The organism is Pacificitalea manganoxidans, from assembly GCF_002504165.1.
GTDB classification, from domain to species: domain Bacteria; phylum Pseudomonadota; class Alphaproteobacteria; order Rhodobacterales; family Rhodobacteraceae; genus Pacificitalea; species Pacificitalea manganoxidans.
In genome coordinates, this window is record NZ_CP021404.1 from 66,261 (window position 1) to 82,208 (window position 15,948).

General features: G+C 65.8%; 16 protein-coding genes and 1 tRNA gene. 7 read left to right on the forward strand and 10 right to left on the reverse strand.

Annotation, left to right across the window (positions count from 1 at the left end):
- Positions 1-13: 13 nt before the first annotated feature.
- On the reverse strand, positions 14-856 hold the full coding sequence (locus CBW24_RS00315) for an SDR family oxidoreductase (protein ID WP_097372295.1): 843 nt from the start codon (positions 854-856) through the stop codon (positions 14-16).
- A 38-nt stretch (positions 857-894) separates the two neighbouring features.
- Positions 895-1,722: a 2,3,4,5-tetrahydropyridine-2,6-dicarboxylate N-succinyltransferase gene (gene dapD / locus CBW24_RS00320; protein ID WP_088663134.1), complete on the reverse strand. Its 828-nt coding sequence runs from the start codon at positions 1,720-1,722 to the stop codon at positions 895-897.
- 90 nt (positions 1,723-1,812) lie between these two features.
- Here dapD and CBW24_RS00325 point away from each other — a divergent pair, with 90 nt between their 5' ends.
- Entirely contained in the window at positions 1,813-2,658 is an 846-nt protein-coding gene (locus CBW24_RS00325) for an LOG family protein (protein WP_088663133.1), read from the forward strand.
- A 125-nt stretch (positions 2,659-2,783) separates the two neighbouring features.
- On the opposite strand, the gene CBW24_RS00330 is transcribed toward CBW24_RS00325, so the two are convergent.
- The 7 genes from CBW24_RS00330 to CBW24_RS00360 form a co-directional block, all read right to left on the reverse strand.
- The gene (locus tag CBW24_RS00330; protein WP_097372296.1) at positions 2,784-3,272 is read right to left on the reverse strand and encodes a hypothetical protein; all 489 of its coding nucleotides are present in this window, start codon (positions 3,270-3,272) and stop codon (positions 2,784-2,786) included.
- Positions 3,273-3,336: 64 nt separating this feature from the next.
- Positions 3,337-4,329, reverse strand: a complete 993-nt coding sequence (locus tag CBW24_RS00335) for a cation diffusion facilitator family transporter (protein WP_097372297.1) — start codon at positions 4,327-4,329, stop codon at positions 3,337-3,339.
- 47 nt (positions 4,330-4,376) lie between these two features.
- Positions 4,377-5,111, reverse strand: a complete 735-nt coding sequence (locus tag CBW24_RS00340) for a gamma-glutamyl-gamma-aminobutyrate hydrolase family protein (RefSeq protein WP_097372298.1) — start codon at positions 5,109-5,111, stop codon at positions 4,377-4,379.
- Entirely contained in the window at positions 5,108-6,094 is a 987-nt protein-coding gene (locus CBW24_RS00345; RefSeq protein WP_097372299.1) for an amidoligase family protein, read from the reverse strand. Before CBW24_RS00345 ends, CBW24_RS00340 begins: the two co-directional genes overlap by 4 nt.
- Before the next feature lie 69 nt (positions 6,095-6,163).
- A complete protein-coding gene (gene rlmN / locus CBW24_RS00350; RefSeq protein ID WP_097372300.1) occupies positions 6,164-7,441 on the reverse strand; it encodes a dual-specificity RNA methyltransferase RlmN in 1,278 nt (425 codons plus the stop codon).
- A 153-nt stretch (positions 7,442-7,594) separates the two neighbouring features.
- The gene (ykgO, locus tag CBW24_RS18245; protein WP_005850168.1) at positions 7,595-7,720 is read right to left on the reverse strand and encodes a type B 50S ribosomal protein L36; all 126 of its coding nucleotides are present in this window, start codon (positions 7,718-7,720) and stop codon (positions 7,595-7,597) included.
- An 80-nt stretch (positions 7,721-7,800) separates the two neighbouring features.
- Positions 7,801-7,875 (reverse strand) — tRNA-Val (locus CBW24_RS00360).
- A 162-nt stretch (positions 7,876-8,037) separates the two neighbouring features.
- On the opposite strand from CBW24_RS00360, the gene CBW24_RS00365 reads away from it, so the two are divergent.
- Positions 8,038-8,907: an N-formylglutamate amidohydrolase gene (locus CBW24_RS00365; protein ID WP_097372301.1), complete on the forward strand. Its 870-nt coding sequence runs from the start codon at positions 8,038-8,040 to the stop codon at positions 8,905-8,907.
- Between the two features lie 2 nt (positions 8,908-8,909).
- On the opposite strand, the gene CBW24_RS00370 is transcribed toward CBW24_RS00365, so the two are convergent.
- The gene (locus CBW24_RS00370; protein WP_157772989.1) at positions 8,910-9,791 is read right to left on the reverse strand and encodes a CPBP family intramembrane glutamic endopeptidase; all 882 of its coding nucleotides are present in this window, start codon (positions 9,789-9,791) and stop codon (positions 8,910-8,912) included.
- 210 nt (positions 9,792-10,001) lie between these two features.
- Here CBW24_RS00370 and ilvD point away from each other — a divergent pair, with 210 nt between their 5' ends.
- The 5 genes from ilvD to CBW24_RS00395 all read left to right on the forward strand — a co-directional run bounded on the left by ilvD (position 10,002) and on the right by CBW24_RS00395 (position 15,695).
- On the forward strand, positions 10,002-11,735 hold the full coding sequence (ilvD, locus tag CBW24_RS00375) for a dihydroxy-acid dehydratase (protein WP_088663124.1): 1,734 nt from the start codon (positions 10,002-10,004) through the stop codon (positions 11,733-11,735).
- Complete coding sequence (locus tag CBW24_RS00380; RefSeq protein WP_097372302.1) at positions 11,716-12,396, forward strand: hypothetical protein; 681 nt, start codon at positions 11,716-11,718, stop codon at positions 12,394-12,396. The genes ilvD and CBW24_RS00380 overlap by 20 nt, the downstream gene beginning before the upstream one ends.
- A 17-nt stretch (positions 12,397-12,413) precedes the next feature.
- Positions 12,414-13,184, forward strand: coding sequence for a DUF6478 family protein (locus tag CBW24_RS00385; protein WP_097374069.1), 771 nt, complete (start codon positions 12,414-12,416; stop codon positions 13,182-13,184).
- A gap of 48 nt (positions 13,185-13,232) precedes the next feature.
- Positions 13,233-13,616, forward strand: a complete 384-nt coding sequence (locus CBW24_RS00390) for a hypothetical protein (protein ID WP_097372303.1) — start codon at positions 13,233-13,235, stop codon at positions 13,614-13,616.
- Between the two features lie 72 nt (positions 13,617-13,688).
- Positions 13,689-15,695 carry an oxidoreductase gene (locus tag CBW24_RS00395; protein WP_097372304.1) on the forward strand — a complete coding sequence of 669 codons (2,007 nt, stop codon included), beginning with the start codon at positions 13,689-13,691 and terminating at the stop codon, positions 15,693-15,695.
- The last annotated feature ends 253 nt before the right edge of the window (positions 15,696-15,948 follow it).

Genomic DNA, 15,948 nt, shown 5'->3' on the forward strand with positions numbered 1-15,948 from the left:
GGGGGGCGCTGGATCAGGCCGTGCCCGCCTCCGCCGCCAGACCGCTGCGGTAATCCGGATGGATCAGTTGCACACCCAGCTCGCGCTTGATCCGGTCGTTACGCACCTTCTTGGATTCCGCGTAGAAGCTGCGCGCCATCGGGCTCATATCCGCCTCGTCGAAATCGACCGCAGGCGGCAGGGGCAGGTTCAGCAATTTTGCGGCATGGGCGATGACATCCTGCGGCGGCGCGGGATCGTCGTCACACAGGTTATAGACCCGGCCCGGCGCAGGCTGCGCCATCGAGGCGGCCAGCACCTGCGCAATGTCGTCGACATGAATGCGGGAAAACACCTGCCCGGGCTTAATGATCCGGCGCGCCCGCCCCGCCCGCAACTTGGCAAAGGGGCCGCGACCCGGACCATAGATCCCGGCAAGCCGGAAGATATGCAGCGGCAGGCCGGTGTCACGCCATGCGGTCTCGGCAGCGACGCGCATCTGCCCGCGTTCGGTGGAGGGCGCCAGCGGCGTGTCCTCATCCACCCAGCCCCCGCCGTGATCGCCGTACACGCCGGTCGTGGACAGATACCCCACCCAAACGGGGCGCGCCTCGCGCAGTTGCGCCCCGATGCCGGTCAGAAACGGATCGCCATCGGGGCCCGGCCCGGCATTGGCCAGAATATGGGTCGCGGCGGCGATGTCCTTAGACAGGTCGGTGCCGGGCCAGATCCGCGGCTCGATGCCCTCATCCTCCAGCACAGCGGCTTTCTCCGCCGAGCGGGTCGTGCCGATGATCCGCCAGCCGCGAGGCAGCAGCAGGCGGGCCAATGCATGGGCCGAATATCCGTGCCCGAGGGAGAGAAGCGTGCCGGTCATGGGCTGACTATGCCGCCGCTGAGCGCGGCGGCACGCGCTCAGTCGCGCAGCAGTTCGTTGATGCCGGTCTTCGAGCGGGTCTTGGCGTCCACCCGCTTCACGATGACGGCGCAGTAAAGGTTGATGCCGTTTTTCGACGGCATCGAGCCGGACACGACCACCGAATAGGGCGGCACTTCGCCATACATCACTTCGCCGGTTTCGCGATCCACGATCTTGGTGGACTGGCCGATATAGACACCCATGCCCAGCACGGAGCCTTCGCGCACGATCACGCCCTCGACCACTTCGGAGCGCGCGCCGATGAAGCAGTTGTCTTCGATGATCGTCGGATCGGCCTGCAGCGGCTCCAGCACGCCGCCGATACCCACGCCGCCCGACAGGTGCACGCCCTTGCCAATCTGCGCGCAGGAGCCGACGGTCGCCCAGGTATCGACCATCGTACCGCTGTCGACATAGGCGCCGAGGTTCACGAAAGACGGCATCAGAACGGTGCCTGGCGCGATATAAGCCGATTTGCGCACGACGCAGTTCGGCACGGCGCGGAAGCCTGCGGTTTTCCAGTCCTCAGCCGTCCAGCCCTTGAACTTGCTGTCGACCTTGTCCCACCAGCCGGAGCCCTGCGGACCGCCGGACTGCTCTTCCATGTCCTTGATGCGGAAGCCCAGAAGGACCGCTTTCTTGGCCCACTGGTTCACCGTCCAGTTGCCATCTTCGCCCTTCTCGGCGACGCGCAGCTTGCCGCTGTCGAGCGCGTCGAGCGTGGCGACGATGGCATCGCGCGTCTCGCCGGTGGTCTGGGGCGTGATGGTGTCGCGCGCCTCCCAGGCGGTTTCGATCGCGGCTTCGAGCTGGGCGTTGGACATGGGGCGCTCCCGGTTCTGTCTGGTCTCGGTTCGCAGGAGGCTATAGACGCTTGGAGGAACACGCGCAATCTCAGGGGAGCGAAGGCCGATATGAGCGACGAGCGGCAAAGTGGATTTCGGGACGCCGAACAGGACATCCGGACGGCAAGCGACATTCCCGACACCCCCCAGACCCGCGCGCCGGCCTATCGTCTGGCCTTTGCCGACGAAGATTTCCTGCTGCGCGACGAACTGCGCCCGGTGCGGTTGCAGCTGGAACTGCTGAAACCCGAAATGATGATGGCCGAAAAGGGCATTGAAAGCACCATCGTGCTGTTCGGCGGCGCGCGCATTCCCCGTCCGGCGGATGCCGCGAACGCCCGCACCGATACGCTGCGCGGGTTGGCGGCATTTTATGACGAGGCGCGCAGCTTTGCCCGCCTGATGACCGAACGCAGCCTGAAAACCGGCGGCACCCGCGACGTGATCGTGACCGGCGGCGGACCGGGCGTGATGGAGGCGGGCAATCGCGGGGCGCTCGATGCGGGTGGCCATTCCATCGGGCTCAACATCGTGCTGCCGTTTGAACAGGCCCCGAACGAATATGTGACGCCGGGCCTGTGCTTCAACTTCCACTACTTCGCGATCCGCAAGATGCATTTCCTGATGCGGGCGAATGTGGTCGCGGTGTTCCCCGGCGGTTTCGGCACGCTGGACGAGTTCTTTGAAACGCTGACCCTGATTCAGACCGGGCGGATGCGCAAAGTGCCGATCCTGTTGTTCGGGCGCGCGTTCTGGGAAAGCATCCTGAACTTCGACGCGCTGGCCGAGGCCGGAACCATCAGCGAGGCCGATCTGGACCTGTTCCGTTTCGTCGAGACAGCCGAAGAGGCCATCGCAGCGATCGACAGCTGGGAAGGCGCAGGCGAGCGGCGGCAGGACATTCCCGGTCGCTGATCGCAGGCCGCCGCGATTGCGCGTTATCTATTGCGCGCCGCCGACACCCACCACGTTGGCCGTCTGAGCGTTACCGCACCCTTACGCACGGGCTCACCGCGCCCTGCCGATTGAAGCGCCCCGGCTTATCCGGCGCGCTCGGCGGGGCCGATCAACCCGCCCTGTTCAGCGGCACCGCGCGAGACTGTGGCCAGTCGTGCGGAGCGGAGCGCGACCCAGTCGGCGAAACTGATCCCGAACCGGCAGGTCAGCGCGGTTTCATCCCGCATGATATCGGCAAGCGCGGCAACGACGGACTGCGTCTGCGCCTCCAGCACCATCACCCGCCCTTCGCGCAATGTCAGGCGATAGCCTTTCGCGTGGAGGCCGGCCTGCACCTCCCCCCATCCCTGCGCGCGCGCCAGCAGATCACCCAGCCTGTGGCGTAACGGTTCCGTCGGTGGTGCGGCCTCGGCCCGGCGGCGCGCGGCGTCGATCCGCCCGGCACCGCGCCGGTCCAGATCGGCGCGGATGGCGCTGGCAATCAGGGCATCGACAGATGTGGCCTCCGCCCGCGCGATATGGGTCAGCGCACTGAGGATGACGGGACGAAGGGCGATGCTGATATGTTCCATGCCCGCAGTTAGACATGATTCCATTTCGGCTTGGTTAATGCGCCCGCTGCATCAGACCGCAGGTTCACGCGGCGGCGTGGCCGATTTCCTGCGCGCCGGTGCAGGCATGGGTGGCCTGCTCCAGCTCCAGCGTGGCGTGGCTGACGCCCATGTCCGCCAACCGGTCGCGCAGACGCTGCTTGATCTGCGCTGCTTCGGACCAACGGCTGTCTTCGACCACCACATGCACCTGCACGGCGGTTTCGCGTTCTTCCATCTGCCACAGATGCAGATGGTGCAGATCGCAGACGCCGTCGACCTCCCGCAGGGCCGTCAGCACCTCGGCGCTGTCCATATCGGGCGGCGCGCCCAGCATCAGCACCCGGATCACCCCGCCAATTTCGGTAAAGGCATGCCACAGGATGTAGCCCGCGATCAGAAGCGTCACCAACGGATCGATGATCTGCCAGTCATACAGGATCACGAACGTGCCCGCGACGATCACCGCGACGGAGCCCATCGCATCCGCCACGTTATGGAGAAACGCCGCGCGGATATTCATGCTTTCCTTGGACATGGCATAGGTCAGCGCCACGGTCACCAGATCCACGACCAGCGCGATTGCCGCGACGATCACCACGGTCCAGCCCGCGATGGGCTGCGGATCGAACAGCCGCGCCACACCTTCGTAGATCAGGTAAAGCCCAATCACGATCAGCGTCGTGTAATTGACCAGCGCAGCGACGGTTTCCGCCCGCGCATAGCCGAATGTCATCTGCGCGTCTGCCGGGCGTCGGGCGATCTTGCGCGCCGCGAAGGCGATGATGAGCGACATCGCGTCCGACAGGTTGTGAATTGCATCGGCGATCAGGGCGAGAGAGCCCGACAGGATGCCGCCCACGATCTGCGCGACGGTCAGCAGCAGGTTGACGCCCACGGCTGCGGCCACTTTCCGGTCGCCTGCTTCCGGGTCGATATGATGGTGGCCGTGGCCCCCGTGGGAATGCGAATGGCTCTGAGAGTGCCCGTGCCCCTTATGCGCGGCCCCATCGGCAGAAGACCCATGATCGTGCGGCATGTCCGAACTCCTCGATTTGGCCAAAGGCTACGCCTGGCACGTCCGCGTCACACCGGGGCTCCCGCGCTGGTGCGACTTTCGGCCTCGACCGCCGCGATCTGATTGTCATGCTGGCGCGCCGCACGGGCCGCCGCGACCAGCGCGCGGAAGATCGCCCGTTGGCGGCGCGCGTAGAACAGATGCTCCGGATGCCACTGCACACCGATGGCGAACGGATCGCGCACCCGCTCGATCGCCTGCACCATGCCGCCGGTATCCCGCGCGGCAATGCGCAACCCATCGCCCAGCCGGTCCACCGCCTGACTGTGCAGTGCGTTGACCTTCATCGGCTCCGTCCCGACCAGATCCACCAGTCGCGTTCCCGGCTCGATACGCACATCCTTCCGCGGGAGGATCGTCTTGTAATGCTGGCTGTCGGGGTGGGAGCCATAAGCATCCTGATCGAGCGTGCCGCCAAGCGCCACATTGATCATCTGGCTGCCCCGGCAAATGCCCAGCACCGGTGTCATGGTGGCGCGGGCTTCTTCCACCAGACGCCGCTCCAACGCGTCGCGTTCGGGATCAAGCCGCGCGGCGGAGACGAGCTTACCGCCATAAACCTCAGGGGAAATGTCGTCGCCGCCGCCGATGATGATACCGTCGACCTCGTGCACATCCGCAGGCCGCCCGGCCCCCCAGCGCACGGCACGCCCCCCGGCCAGCCAGACATTCAGCGCAACCAGTGGGAAAATCCGCCAGCCCGACCGGTGCGACGTGGTGACCCCGATAACCGGACGTTTCATGCTGCCGACCCCGCGGCATCGTCCCGATCCGTCATCAGCCCGTGTTCGGCCAGAATATCCCCGCACCGCGTCGCCCAAGCCCTGCGGGACAGGGTGACGGCGCCATGTTCGTCCTTCCAGCCGTCGATGAGCCGACGCAGCAGATCGGTATCTGCGGCGACCCGCTCTACGATTACCCAGCGCTGCCATTCGTCGGCCAGCGACCAGTCGGGTTCGTCGATGCGGCTTTCGGGCAGGCGGAAATGAAACGCCGGACGCGGCGAAAGCTTGTGGCTTTTCATCCTGTCCCGCACCGTCTGCTCATCAAAGGTGGCAAAGACCGGCAGCATATCGAGCCCGTAATTCCGATCCGGCGCGTGATCCAGATAGGCGTCCTGCACATCGGCGCGGCTGGCGTCGGGTCCAAGGTCGCAGAGCGCCCGCACCAGCCGTGTCGGATAGGGATCGGTAAAGGGCAGCACGGCGCGGGATTGGTCGATGGGCCGCGCGCGGCGCATCCAGCTTTCGATCAGGGCGTAGGCCAGCAACGGACGGCAGATATCAGCATCGGCGTCGGAGGCGGTCTGGATATTGTAATGCAGGCCGAACCCGTTCAGCAGCCCGGCCTTGGTCCCCTCCGCGCCCGCCTCGCGCAGCGCATCGCACAGGCGGGACAGCTGCGGCAGATCCGAGACGGGGATCGGTTCGGTGACGATTTCCACAGGGATCAGGTCGCGGCCCAGCGTTTCGGTGGCCGTGCGCACGGCCTCGTGCCGGGACTTGCGCCATGTCGAATCAAGATAGATTTCCAGCTTGCCCAAGGCGCTGTCCGACACCGTGCGCGTCGCATCGCCTTCGTCATGCACCGTCCCGCCCAGCAGATCGGCGGCAATCGCCGCAGCGTGAGATTCATCAAGCCCGCCGAACTCGATCTCCACGCCGACACGGCGCGGCGATCCGTCGGAGGCATCGGGCTGGGGCAAAGGGGCGAATTCGGCGGTCATCGGCGGCGTCTCCTGTCATTGCAGGATGAACGCCGCCTCGCCCGTCGTGTTCCGCCTCACGCGGCGGGATCAGGCCGTGCCGGTCTCTGCCGCGATCTGCGCACGGCTTTTGCGCTGGCGTTCGGTCGCGGATTTCAACTGCCCGCAGGCGGCCATGATATCCTCGCCGCGCGGTGTGCGGATCGGGCTGGCATACCCGGCCTTATAGACGATGTCGGCAAAGCTTTTGATCCGCGCGGTATCCGACCGTTTGTAGGGCGCGCCGGGCCATTCGTTGAACGGGATCAGGTTGATCTTGGCGGGAATGCCTTTGATCAGGTTCACCAGACGGCGCGCATCGGCATCGCTGTCGTTGACGTCCTTGAGCATCACATATTCAAACGTGATCCGCTCCGAATTGGTCAGACGGGGATAGGCCCGCAGCGCGTCCAGCAGTTCCGAGATATTCCAGCGCTTGTTGATCGGCACCAGCGTATTGCGGACCTCATCGGTGGTGGCGTGGAACGACACCGCCAGCAGACAGCCGATTTCCTCGGCGCAGCGCGCGATTTCGGGCACGACGCCAGACGTGGACAGCGTGATGCGGCGGCGCGACAGGCTGATGCCCTCGCCATCCATCGCGATTTTCATCGCGTCGCGCACGGCGTCGAAATTATAAAGCGGCTCGCCCATGCCCATCAGCACGATGTTCGACAGCAGGCGGGTTTCATCCTTGGGCGCTTTGCCCGGCTTCGGCCATTCGCCCAGATCGTCGCGCGCCAGCATCACCTGACCGATGATCTCCCCGGCGGTCAGGTTGCGCACCAGCCGCTGGGTGCCGGTATGACAGAACGAACAGGTCAGCGTGCAGCCGACCTGACTGGAAATGCACAGCGTGCCGCGGCCTTCCTCGGGGATGTAGACGGTTTCGACCTCATGCCCCCCGGCGATGCGCACCAGATATTTGCGCGTGCCATCGGCGGAAACCTGACGGCTGACAACCTCGGGCAGCGCGATGGTAAAGGTTTCGGCCAGCAGGGCGCGGTAATCCTTGGCCAGATTGGTCATCTGGTCGAAATCGCGCACGCCCTTCTGGTAGATCCACTGCCAGACCTGACGCACACGCATCTTGGCCTGCTTTTCCGGCGTGCCCGCAGCGATCAGCGCCTCATGCAGTTGCGCACGCGTCAGACCGACCAGATTGATCGGACCGCCTTCGGGCAGCTTGCGCGGCAGCGTCAGCACATCCTGCGTCACCGGCACGGCAGGCGCGGGACGGGGCCGCAGCGCAGGCGCGTCCTCGGGGGCGGCAGACGTGTCAGCCGGGATCGGATCGGCGGAGGTCGAAGCAGTCTCGGGGCCGGACATGAGCGGTCTCCTTCGGGAAAACTGTCGGAGATATAAGCGTTTTGACTTGGTTTCGGGAGTCCCTGTCGGGCCAATCCCTGAAAAGCGAAAAGGCCGTCGGTGTTCCGACGGCCTCCAGCTATGCATCGATCCGCGTGGATCGGCGCGTCTCGATCAGCCCTGACGGGCTTTGAAACGGCGCTGGGTCTTGTTGATCACATAGACGCGGCCCTTGCGGCGCACGACCCGGCAATCACGGTGCCGGTTCTTCAGCGACCGGAGCGAGTTCCTGACTTTCATCTGGTCTCTCCTTCTGCGCGGCGCTGGGCGCCTCTGGGTTTCAACCTGCCCCGATCCGGCGGATCGGGACGCTCTATTCATGGTGGGCGATACTGGGATCGAACCAGTGACCCCTTCGATGTCAACGAAGTGCTCTACCGCTGAGCTAATCGCCCTATGACCAATTCGGTTCCGACCTGCGTGCCCTCCCCCCGAAAGAGAAAGGACGCGGGCTGTCTCCGCGTCGGTGCGGTGCCGTATAAAAGGAAGCGCACCGGGGATCAAGGGCTTTTGGCGCGGTTCTTTCTGTTGCAATAATCAGGTTCCGAGGAGTGCCGATGACACAGATCGCATACCGGCTGCTGAGCCCTGCCACCCGCAACACGAGCGTCGTGTTTTCCTCGCCGCATAGCGGGCGGGTATACCCCGAACCCCTTATGGACAAGACCATTCTGGACGAGCTGTCGATCAGATCCTCCGAGGATGCCTTTGTCGATGACCTGTTTGGTCATGCCCCCGATGTCGGCGCGCCGCTGCTGGCCGCCGTCTGGCCGCGCGCATGGCTGGACCTGAACCGCGCAGCCGACGAACTGGATCCTGCGGTGATCGAAGGGGTGCGCAGCCTTGCCCACAACCCGCGCGTCAGCTCCGGCTTGGGGGTGATTCCCCGCGTGGTGTCGAACGGGCGCGCGATTTATAACGGTAAGCTGACGTTGACAGAGGCCCGCGCCCGCATCACCGAAGGCTGGTATCCCTACCACCGCGCCCTGCAAAGCCTGCTGGACGAAAGCCGCCGCCTGTTCGGCGAGGCGATCCTGATCGACTGTCATTCCATGCCGCATGAGGCGATCGAAGCGGTCAGCCCCTCGGGCCGCCGCCGCCCCGAAGTTGTGCTGGGCGATAGATTCGGCGCCGCCGCGACGCAGGAACTGGTGGAACGGGTGGAGGCGATCTTTACCGCCGCCGGGCTGCATGTGGCCCGCAACGCGCCCTTTGCCGGGGCCTATATCACCCAGAATTACGGCCGCCCGTCGCGGCGCCAGCATGCCATCCAGATCGAAATCGACCGGGGCCTCTATCTGGACGAGCGCAATGTGACACCGGGACCGAATTTCGAGACGTTCCGCGACCTGATGCGCGACGTGACCAAACAGATCGCGGCCTTGGGGCGCCCGGGGGCGGAGGCGATGCCCCTCGCGGCGGAGTAACCTCAGCGCGTCAGGATGCGGCGGGTGATGATCCAGACCAGCGCCATGACGGCAATGGATACGATCATGCCAAGCGTGGGCACGCCCACCTCGTCCATCCCGCCCGGCTCGGTGAAAAGCGCAAGCCCGGTCAACTGGTCGCCCATGCTTACGACCAGCAATCCAAACACGTTATTGCCCAGATGAAGACCCATCGCGGCGCCGAGGCTGCCGGTCTGTTCGCTCAGATCCGCCGCCACCAGCCCGAACACCAGTGCCGACAACAGGATCAGCGGCAGGTTCGCGCCCGCCTCCGGCGTCCAGTGCAACAGCGCAAAGATCACCGTTGGCAGACCCATCCAGATCGCGCGCGCGCGGAACCGCGCGGCCAGTTGCTGCTGCAGGTAGCCCCGAAACAGAAGCTCCTCCGCCCCGGTCTGCAAAAGCACCAGCGGCAGGGCCAGCGGCAGCAGCATCACCCAGCGCGCCAGTGGCAGGTTTGGCTGCGGCGGCTCCAACCATGCGCCAAATGCCACCAGCAGGGCGTAGATCGGCACCAACACCGCCAGCGCCACGCGGAACCCGCGCCACCAGTCCCGCCACGGCCCGAACAAGGATGCGGGATCGCGGAAATGCAGCGCGGCGGCGGCCAGCATCGGCCCGACGAACATCCCGACGAAGGTCGCCAGCACCAGCAGCGTCTGCCCCGGCGTGGCCGCCTGCGCCAATCCCATCAGATAGCCCGGCGCGGCGAGCGGCCCCAGCACAGCGAACGCGCCGCCCACCAGCAGCGCCAGAAACCCCAGATAGGTGAACGCGATCACCCCCAGCCCCAGCAGCAGACGCCAGAGCTGCGGATAGGCTCGCGCCTCGGTCAGGGCATGTTCGAATTCAGGTGCGCGCATGGTCGAGCCTTCGCAGAAACGGTTGGCGCAAGGTAGGTCCGCGCGTGGCGCTGTGCAATCCGGTGACGCCCGGACTGCGCCCCGGACTGCGCCCGCCCCGCCCCGCACCCCCCGGCACAGGGCCCGCAATCGCGCTTGTGATCGAAACCACGCGGGTTTATCCCTTCGGCCCAAGCCGATTGCGGGCCAGCCGAATGAGGGGGAGTCACCATGCTCAAGCGCCAGTTCAATAAATCCAACCTTCCCAGCCGCCATGTGACCGAGGGCCCCGAGCGGGCACCGCACCGGTCCTACCTCTATGCGATGGGCCTGTCGGACGCCGAAATTCACCAGCCGCTGGTCGGTGTGGCAACCTGCTGGAACGAAGCCGCGCCCTGCAACATCGCGCTGAACCGTCAGGCACAGTCGGTGAAGATGGGCGTGAAAGCCGCCTCTGGCACGCCGCGCGAATTCACCACGATCACCGTGACCGACGGCATCGCGATGGGCCATGAGGGCATGCGCTCCTCGCTGGCGTCCCGCGAAGCGATTGCGGACTCGGTCGAACTGACCATGCGCGGCCACTGCTACGACGCCATCGTCGGGCTGGCTGGCTGTGACAAATCCCTGCCCGGCATGATGATGGCGATGGTGCGTCTGAACGTGCCGTCGGTCTTCATCTATGGCGGTTCGATTCTGCCGGGTCGGCTGAACGGCAAGGATGTCGTCGTTCAGGACGTGTTCGAAGCGGTGGGCAAACATCAGGCCGGCGAAATGTCGGATGCCGAGCTTGAGATCATCGAACGCATCGCCTGCCCCTCCGCCGGGGCCTGTGGCGGCCAGTATACTGCCAACACCATGGCCTGCGTGTCCGAGGCGATCGGTCTGGCGCTGATGAACTCCTCCGGTGCGCCCGCGCCCTATGAAAGCCGCGATGCCTATGGCGAGGCGTCCGGCGTGGCGGTGATGAACCTGATCGAGCGCAACATCCGCGCCCGCGACATCGTCACCCGCAAAAGCCTTGAGAACGCCGCGCGCATCGTCGCTTGCACCGGTGGCTCGACCAATGCCGGTCTGCACCTGCCCGCCATCGCGCATGAGGCCGGGATCGATTTCGATCTGCTCGACGTCTGCGACATCTTCCGCGACACGCCCTATTTCGTAAACCTGAAGCCGGGCGGCGAGTATGTCGCCAAGGATCTGTTCGAAGCGGGCGGCGTGCCGGTCGTCCTGCGCGAACTGCGCAAGGCCGGGCTGATCCACGACGATTGCATGACCGCATCCGGCAAGGAAATCGGCGAAGAGCTGGATATCATCACCCGCGAAATCGACGGCAAGGTAATCCACGCGGTCGAAACGCCGCTGTCGAAAACCGGCGGTGTCGTCGGCCTGCAGGGCAATCTCGCCCCCGAAGGCGCGATCGTGAAGGTCGCGGGCATGACGGCCGAGGATCAGGTTTTCACCGGTCCGGCCCGCGTGTTCGAATGCGAAGAAGAGGCCTTTGCCTCTGTGCAGAAGCGCGAATACGAGGAAGGCGAAGTCATCGTCATCCGCAACGAAGGCCCCGCAGGCGGCCCCGGCATGCGCGAGATGCTGTCGACCACCGCCGCGCTGTCCGGTCAGGGCATGGGCAAAAAGGTGGCGCTGATCACCGATGGCCGGTTCTCCGGCGCGACCCGTGGCTTCTGCGTCGGCCATGTCGGCCCCGAAGCGGCCCATGGCGGCCCGATCGCGCTGCTGCGCAATGGCGACATGATCACGATCAACGCCGTCTCCGGCGAAATCAGCGTAGATCTGTCGGACGAGGAACTCGACCGTCGTCGTCAGGACTGGAAAGGCCCGCGCAAGACGAACTACATGAGCGGCGCTCTTTACAAATACGCGCAGCTGGTCGGCGGCGCGCGCAAGGGCGCGGTCACCCATCCCGGCGCCGAAGCGGAGACGCATGTCTACATGGACCTGTGATCTGAAATCCCGTCTCCGTGGCGTGGTGGCGACCAGCCTTCTGGGGCTGGCGCTGGCAGGCTGTGGCGACGGGTTCGACCCGGTGGGCCGGGCAGGCGGCAGCAGCCTGACCGCCGGGTTCGATACGCTTGCCCCGGTTCCAACGGTGCGGCTCGATGCGGGGCATATCACCCTGCGCGGGCCGGACGGGTTTTGCGTCGATCACGTCGCGAGCCACGCCGATTTCGTGCTCTTCGGCAATTGCGCGGCCTTGGGCGGCAAGGGCCGCATGGTTGCGCCGGGCGTCATCCTGACGGCGTCGGTGCGCGCCGCGGGACCGGCGGCCTCTGCCACACCCGAAGGGTTGCAGCAATTCTTCCTCAGCGATGCGGGCCGCGCCAGCCTTGCCAATGACAACACAGCCAGCCGGATCACGCTGCGCGACAGCGGCATTGCCCGCAACGCGCTGTGGCTGCGGTTGAGTGACGCGTCGCTGCCCCACAGCCTGTCGCCCGATCTGTGGCGCGCGATCTTCGTGCTGCGCGGGCATCTGGTCTCGGCGACGGTGCTGTCGGCGCATGACGCCCCGCTGGACAGCCGCGCGGGTCAGGCGCTGATGACCGAATTCGTCGCGCAGATCCGGCAGGCCACCGGCCCCGTGGCCCGCCGCGCGACGGGTTGAACGGGATGGCACGGATCATGCGCAGGGTGACCGATTTCATCGACCGCACGCGGCACGCCCGCACGCTGCGCCGCTGGCAGCGGGCGCAGGACATGCTGGCGCATCTGTCACCGGGCCGGTTGCGGGTGCTGCGCACGCAGGCGCGCGATCTGCGCCGCCTGACCCAGACGGTGATTGCCCGCGCCGACGCGCGCCTGATCCGCCCCCGCCCCGGCAGCGACACCATCGCGCGTCCGCTGGGCTGCGACTGGACCTGCCGCCCGGCGCTTTGGTCCGGCGAAGTGTTTCCCGGCGGGTTCGCCGCCGTGCAAAGCCGCCAGACCATCGGCCCGGACGTGACCCTGTTTCACGATTGCGCCACGCCCGAACTATCGATCCGCCAGATCCGCAACACCGACATTGATGACCGGGCCCCGATGGGCGCGCGGCTGGATGTGTTCGGCTTTGACGGCTCCTTCCTGTCGTTGGTGGTGGACCTGCCCGACAGCGCTGTCCATGGCCTGCGCAGAACGCATATCATCCGGCTCGCCATGCGGGTGGAGACCGACCGCCCGGTCAAGATCTTTACCCGGTTAAACGTGAAACACGGCCCCAACAGCGAACAACTCGTCCGCGAATTGCCGATGGACGCCGCCGATATGGAGGTCGAATTCGATCTCGCCTATTCCGACCTGAACGAAAAGCGGGCGGAGCGTATGTGGCTCGACATCATTTTCGACGATCCCGCCATGAGCTGCATCATTCTGCGCGACCTTGCCCTGACCCGCCGCCCGCGCGCGGAGATCTGACCCGCCCCTCGCGCCCCTGTCTTCTGCTGCCTGATCCGAGGATGCCCGATGTCCGATGCCGCCACGCCGACCCTGACCAAGACCCGCATCCTGCACGGCACATGGGAAGGCGTTCTGCGCGCGCCCGGCCTGACCGACACGCCCACGCTGGAGGTCATGCATCTGGACACGCCGCTGGATGCGCCGCAGATCACCCCGGTAGAGCCCGGCACATGGCATGTGGCGGTGGCCATTCCCGCGCAGGTGCTGGCCGACGGTGTCCAGACCTTTGTGATCCGGGACCGCGAAACCGGTGCCAAGCTGGCCAGCTTTGCCATCGTGACCGGGCAGCCGCTGGAGGACGACCTGCGCGCCGAGATCAGCCTGCTGCGCGCGGAACTCGACATGTTAAAGGGCGCGTTCCGGCGGCATTGCCGCAACACCGGGGACTGACCGCTCTGACGCCGCGTTTCGCGTGACAGGGGGCCAGGCGCGGGACAGTCTGACCGCTCAGGGAGGCCGCTCATGTCCGATTATCCGCATCTTTTCGCCCCGCTCGATCTGGGCCACGTCACGCTGCCCAACCGGGTGCTCATGGGCTCCATGCATACCGGGCTGGAAGAAACCGGCGATTGGGACCGGGTCGCTGCGTTTTATGGGGCGCGGGCCGCAGGCGGCGTCGGGCTGATGGTTACCGGCGGAATGGCCCCCAACCGCGAAGGCGGCGTGTTCCCCGGCGCGGCGGGGCTGTTTTCGCCCACCGATATCGCCAATCATCGCCGCGTCACCGATCGGGTCCATGCCGAAGGCGGGCGCATCGCGATGCAGATCCTTCATGCCGGGCGCTATGCCTATTCGCCCGAATGCGTCGCGCCATCGCCGATCAAATCGCCAATCTCCCCCTTCCCGCCACGCGAACTGGACGCCGACGGCATCGAAAAGCAGATCGCCGATATCGTCACCGCCGCCGCCCGTGCCCGCGAGGCAGGTTATGACGGGGTGGAGGTGATGGGGTCGGAGGGATATTTCCTCAACCAGTTCCTCGCCACCCACACCAACAAGCGGCTGGATCGCTGGGGCGGCAGCTACGAGAACCGGATGCGTCTGCCGCTGGAGGTCATGACCCGCGTGCGCGAGGCCGTCGGCCCGGATTTCATCGTCATCTACCGGCTGTCGATGATCGATCTGATCCCCGGCGGCTCCACCTGGGACGAGGTCGTGACTCTGGCGCGGGCGATGGAGACCGCAGGCGCGTCGATCCTGAACACCGGCATCGGCTGGCATGAGGCCCGCGTGCCCACCATCGCCACATCGGTGCCGCGCGGCGCCTTCGCTTGGGTCACGCGGAAACTGATGGGCGAGGTCTCGATCCCGGTCATCACATCGAACCGCATCAACACCCCCGACGTGGCGGAACAGGTGCTGGCCGACGGCTGCGCCGACATGGTGTCGATGGCGCGTCCGTTTCTGGCCGATCCCGATTTCGTCGCCAAGGCCCGCGCCGGGCGTCCGCGCGACATCGCGCCCTGCATCGCCTGCAATCAGGCCTGCCTCGACCACACATTTTCTGGCAAGCTGACGACCTGTCTGGTCAATCCGCGCGCCTGTCATGAGACCGAATTGACCTATCCGCCCACCGTCACGCCGCGCCAGATCGCCGTGATCGGCGCAGGCCCCGCAGGCATGACCGCCGCGATGGTCGCCGCCGGGCGGGGCCATGAGGTCACCCTGTGGGAACGCGACACCCGGCTGGGGGGGCAGCTCAACATGGCGCGCAAGGTGCCCGGCAAGGAGGAGTTCCACGGGCTTGTCGATTGGTTCACGACCATGTTGGATCACCCGCGCATCACCCTGAAACTGGGCACCGAAGCAACGGTCGATGACCTGCGGGAGTTTGACGAGGTGATCGTGGCGACCGGCGTCCGCCCCCGCGATCCGCAGATCCCCGGCCAGGAAACGGCGCTGGGATATATCGACGTGCTCCGCGACGAGGCGGAGGTGGGCGACAGCGTGGCGATCGTCGGTGCGGGGGGCATCGGCTTTGACACCGCGCGCTATCTGGCCGGTCCGTCCGAAACCACCGATCTGGGCGAATGGCTGCATCATTGGGGTGTCGCCGATCCCGACGATCATCGCGGCGGGCTGGCCCCCGACGGTCCTGCCCCCGATCCTGCGCCCCGTCAGATCACGCTATTGCAGCGCAAGCCGGGCCGCCCGGGCAAAGGGCTGGGCAAAACCACGGGCTGGATTCACCGCGCCGAGCTGAAGCTGCGCGGCGTCGCGATGCAGGGGGGCATGCGCTATGCCGGGATCACGCCTGCGGGGCTGGAGGTCGAAACCGAAGCGGGCGCGCAACTGATCCCTGCCGATACGGTGATCCTCTGCGCCGGACAGGAAAGCGAACGCGGTCTGGCGGACGCGCTGGAAGCAGAGGGCATCGCCTTCCACGTCATCGGCGGGGCGGACCTTGCCGCCGAACTCGACGCCAAACGCGCCATCGACCAAGGTGCCCGCCTCGCCGCCCGGCTGTAACCTGACTATCTGCAAGACACCGCACCCCGCGCCGGTTCGGCGTGGGGTTTTTGCGTGCGGATACCGGTGATGCGGAGGGCAGCCCGGTCGCGGAGATCGTAGAATTAATCAGTAAAAATTACCAAAATCTGTATAGTTGCCGCGTCGCTTAGAACCCTTCAGACCTAATCTTTACCTCTATTGACAGATTTACAGGTCAATTATACTAATTAGAACAGATTAGGGAGGATGCCGGCATTGAGCCATATGAGTC

Bases quoted from the DNA above. Each gene is read 5' to 3' on its own strand.
- CBW24_RS00395 (WP_097372304.1), top strand. From the start codon at position 13,689: ATGTCCGATTATCCGCATCTTTTCGCCCCGCTCGATCTGGGCCACGTC.
- dapD (WP_088663134.1), bottom strand. From the start codon at position 1,722: ATGTCCAACGCCCAGCTCGAAGCCGCGATCGAAACCGCCTGGGAGGCG.
- CBW24_RS00330 (WP_097372296.1), bottom strand. From the start codon at position 3,272: ATGGAACATATCAGCATCGCCCTTCGTCCCGTCATCCTCAGTGCGCTG.
- ilvD (WP_088663124.1), top strand. From the start codon at position 10,002: ATGCTCAAGCGCCAGTTCAATAAATCCAACCTTCCCAGCCGCCATGTG.
- CBW24_RS00345 (WP_097372299.1), bottom strand. From the start codon at position 6,094: ATGACCGCCGAATTCGCCCCTTTGCCCCAGCCCGATGCCTCCGACGGA.
- CBW24_RS00340 (WP_097372298.1), bottom strand. From the start codon at position 5,111: ATGAAACGTCCGGTTATCGGGGTCACCACGTCGCACCGGTCGGGCTGG.
- CBW24_RS00380 (WP_097372302.1), top strand. From the start codon at position 11,716: ATGTCTACATGGACCTGTGATCTGAAATCCCGTCTCCGTGGCGTGGTG.
- CBW24_RS00390 (WP_097372303.1), top strand. From the start codon at position 13,233: ATGTCCGATGCCGCCACGCCGACCCTGACCAAGACCCGCATCCTGCAC.
- CBW24_RS00315 (WP_097372295.1), bottom strand. From the start codon at position 856: ATGACCGGCACGCTTCTCTCCCTCGGGCACGGATATTCGGCCCATGCA.
- CBW24_RS00370 (WP_157772989.1), bottom strand. From the start codon at position 9,791: ATGCGCGCACCTGAATTCGAACATGCCCTGACCGAGGCGCGAGCCTAT.
- CBW24_RS00335 (WP_097372297.1), bottom strand. From the start codon at position 4,329: ATGCCGCACGATCATGGGTCTTCTGCCGATGGGGCCGCGCATAAGGGG.
- rlmN (WP_097372300.1), bottom strand. From the start codon at position 7,441: ATGTCCGGCCCCGAGACTGCTTCGACCTCCGCCGATCCGATCCCGGCT.
- CBW24_RS00385 (WP_097374069.1), top strand. From the start codon at position 12,414: ATGCGCAGGGTGACCGATTTCATCGACCGCACGCGGCACGCCCGCACG.
- ykgO (WP_005850168.1), bottom strand. From the start codon at position 7,720: ATGAAAGTCAGGAACTCGCTCCGGTCGCTGAAGAACCGGCACCGTGAT.
- CBW24_RS00325 (WP_088663133.1), top strand. From the start codon at position 1,813: ATGAGCGACGAGCGGCAAAGTGGATTTCGGGACGCCGAACAGGACATC.
- CBW24_RS00365 (WP_097372301.1), top strand. From the start codon at position 8,038: ATGACACAGATCGCATACCGGCTGCTGAGCCCTGCCACCCGCAACACG.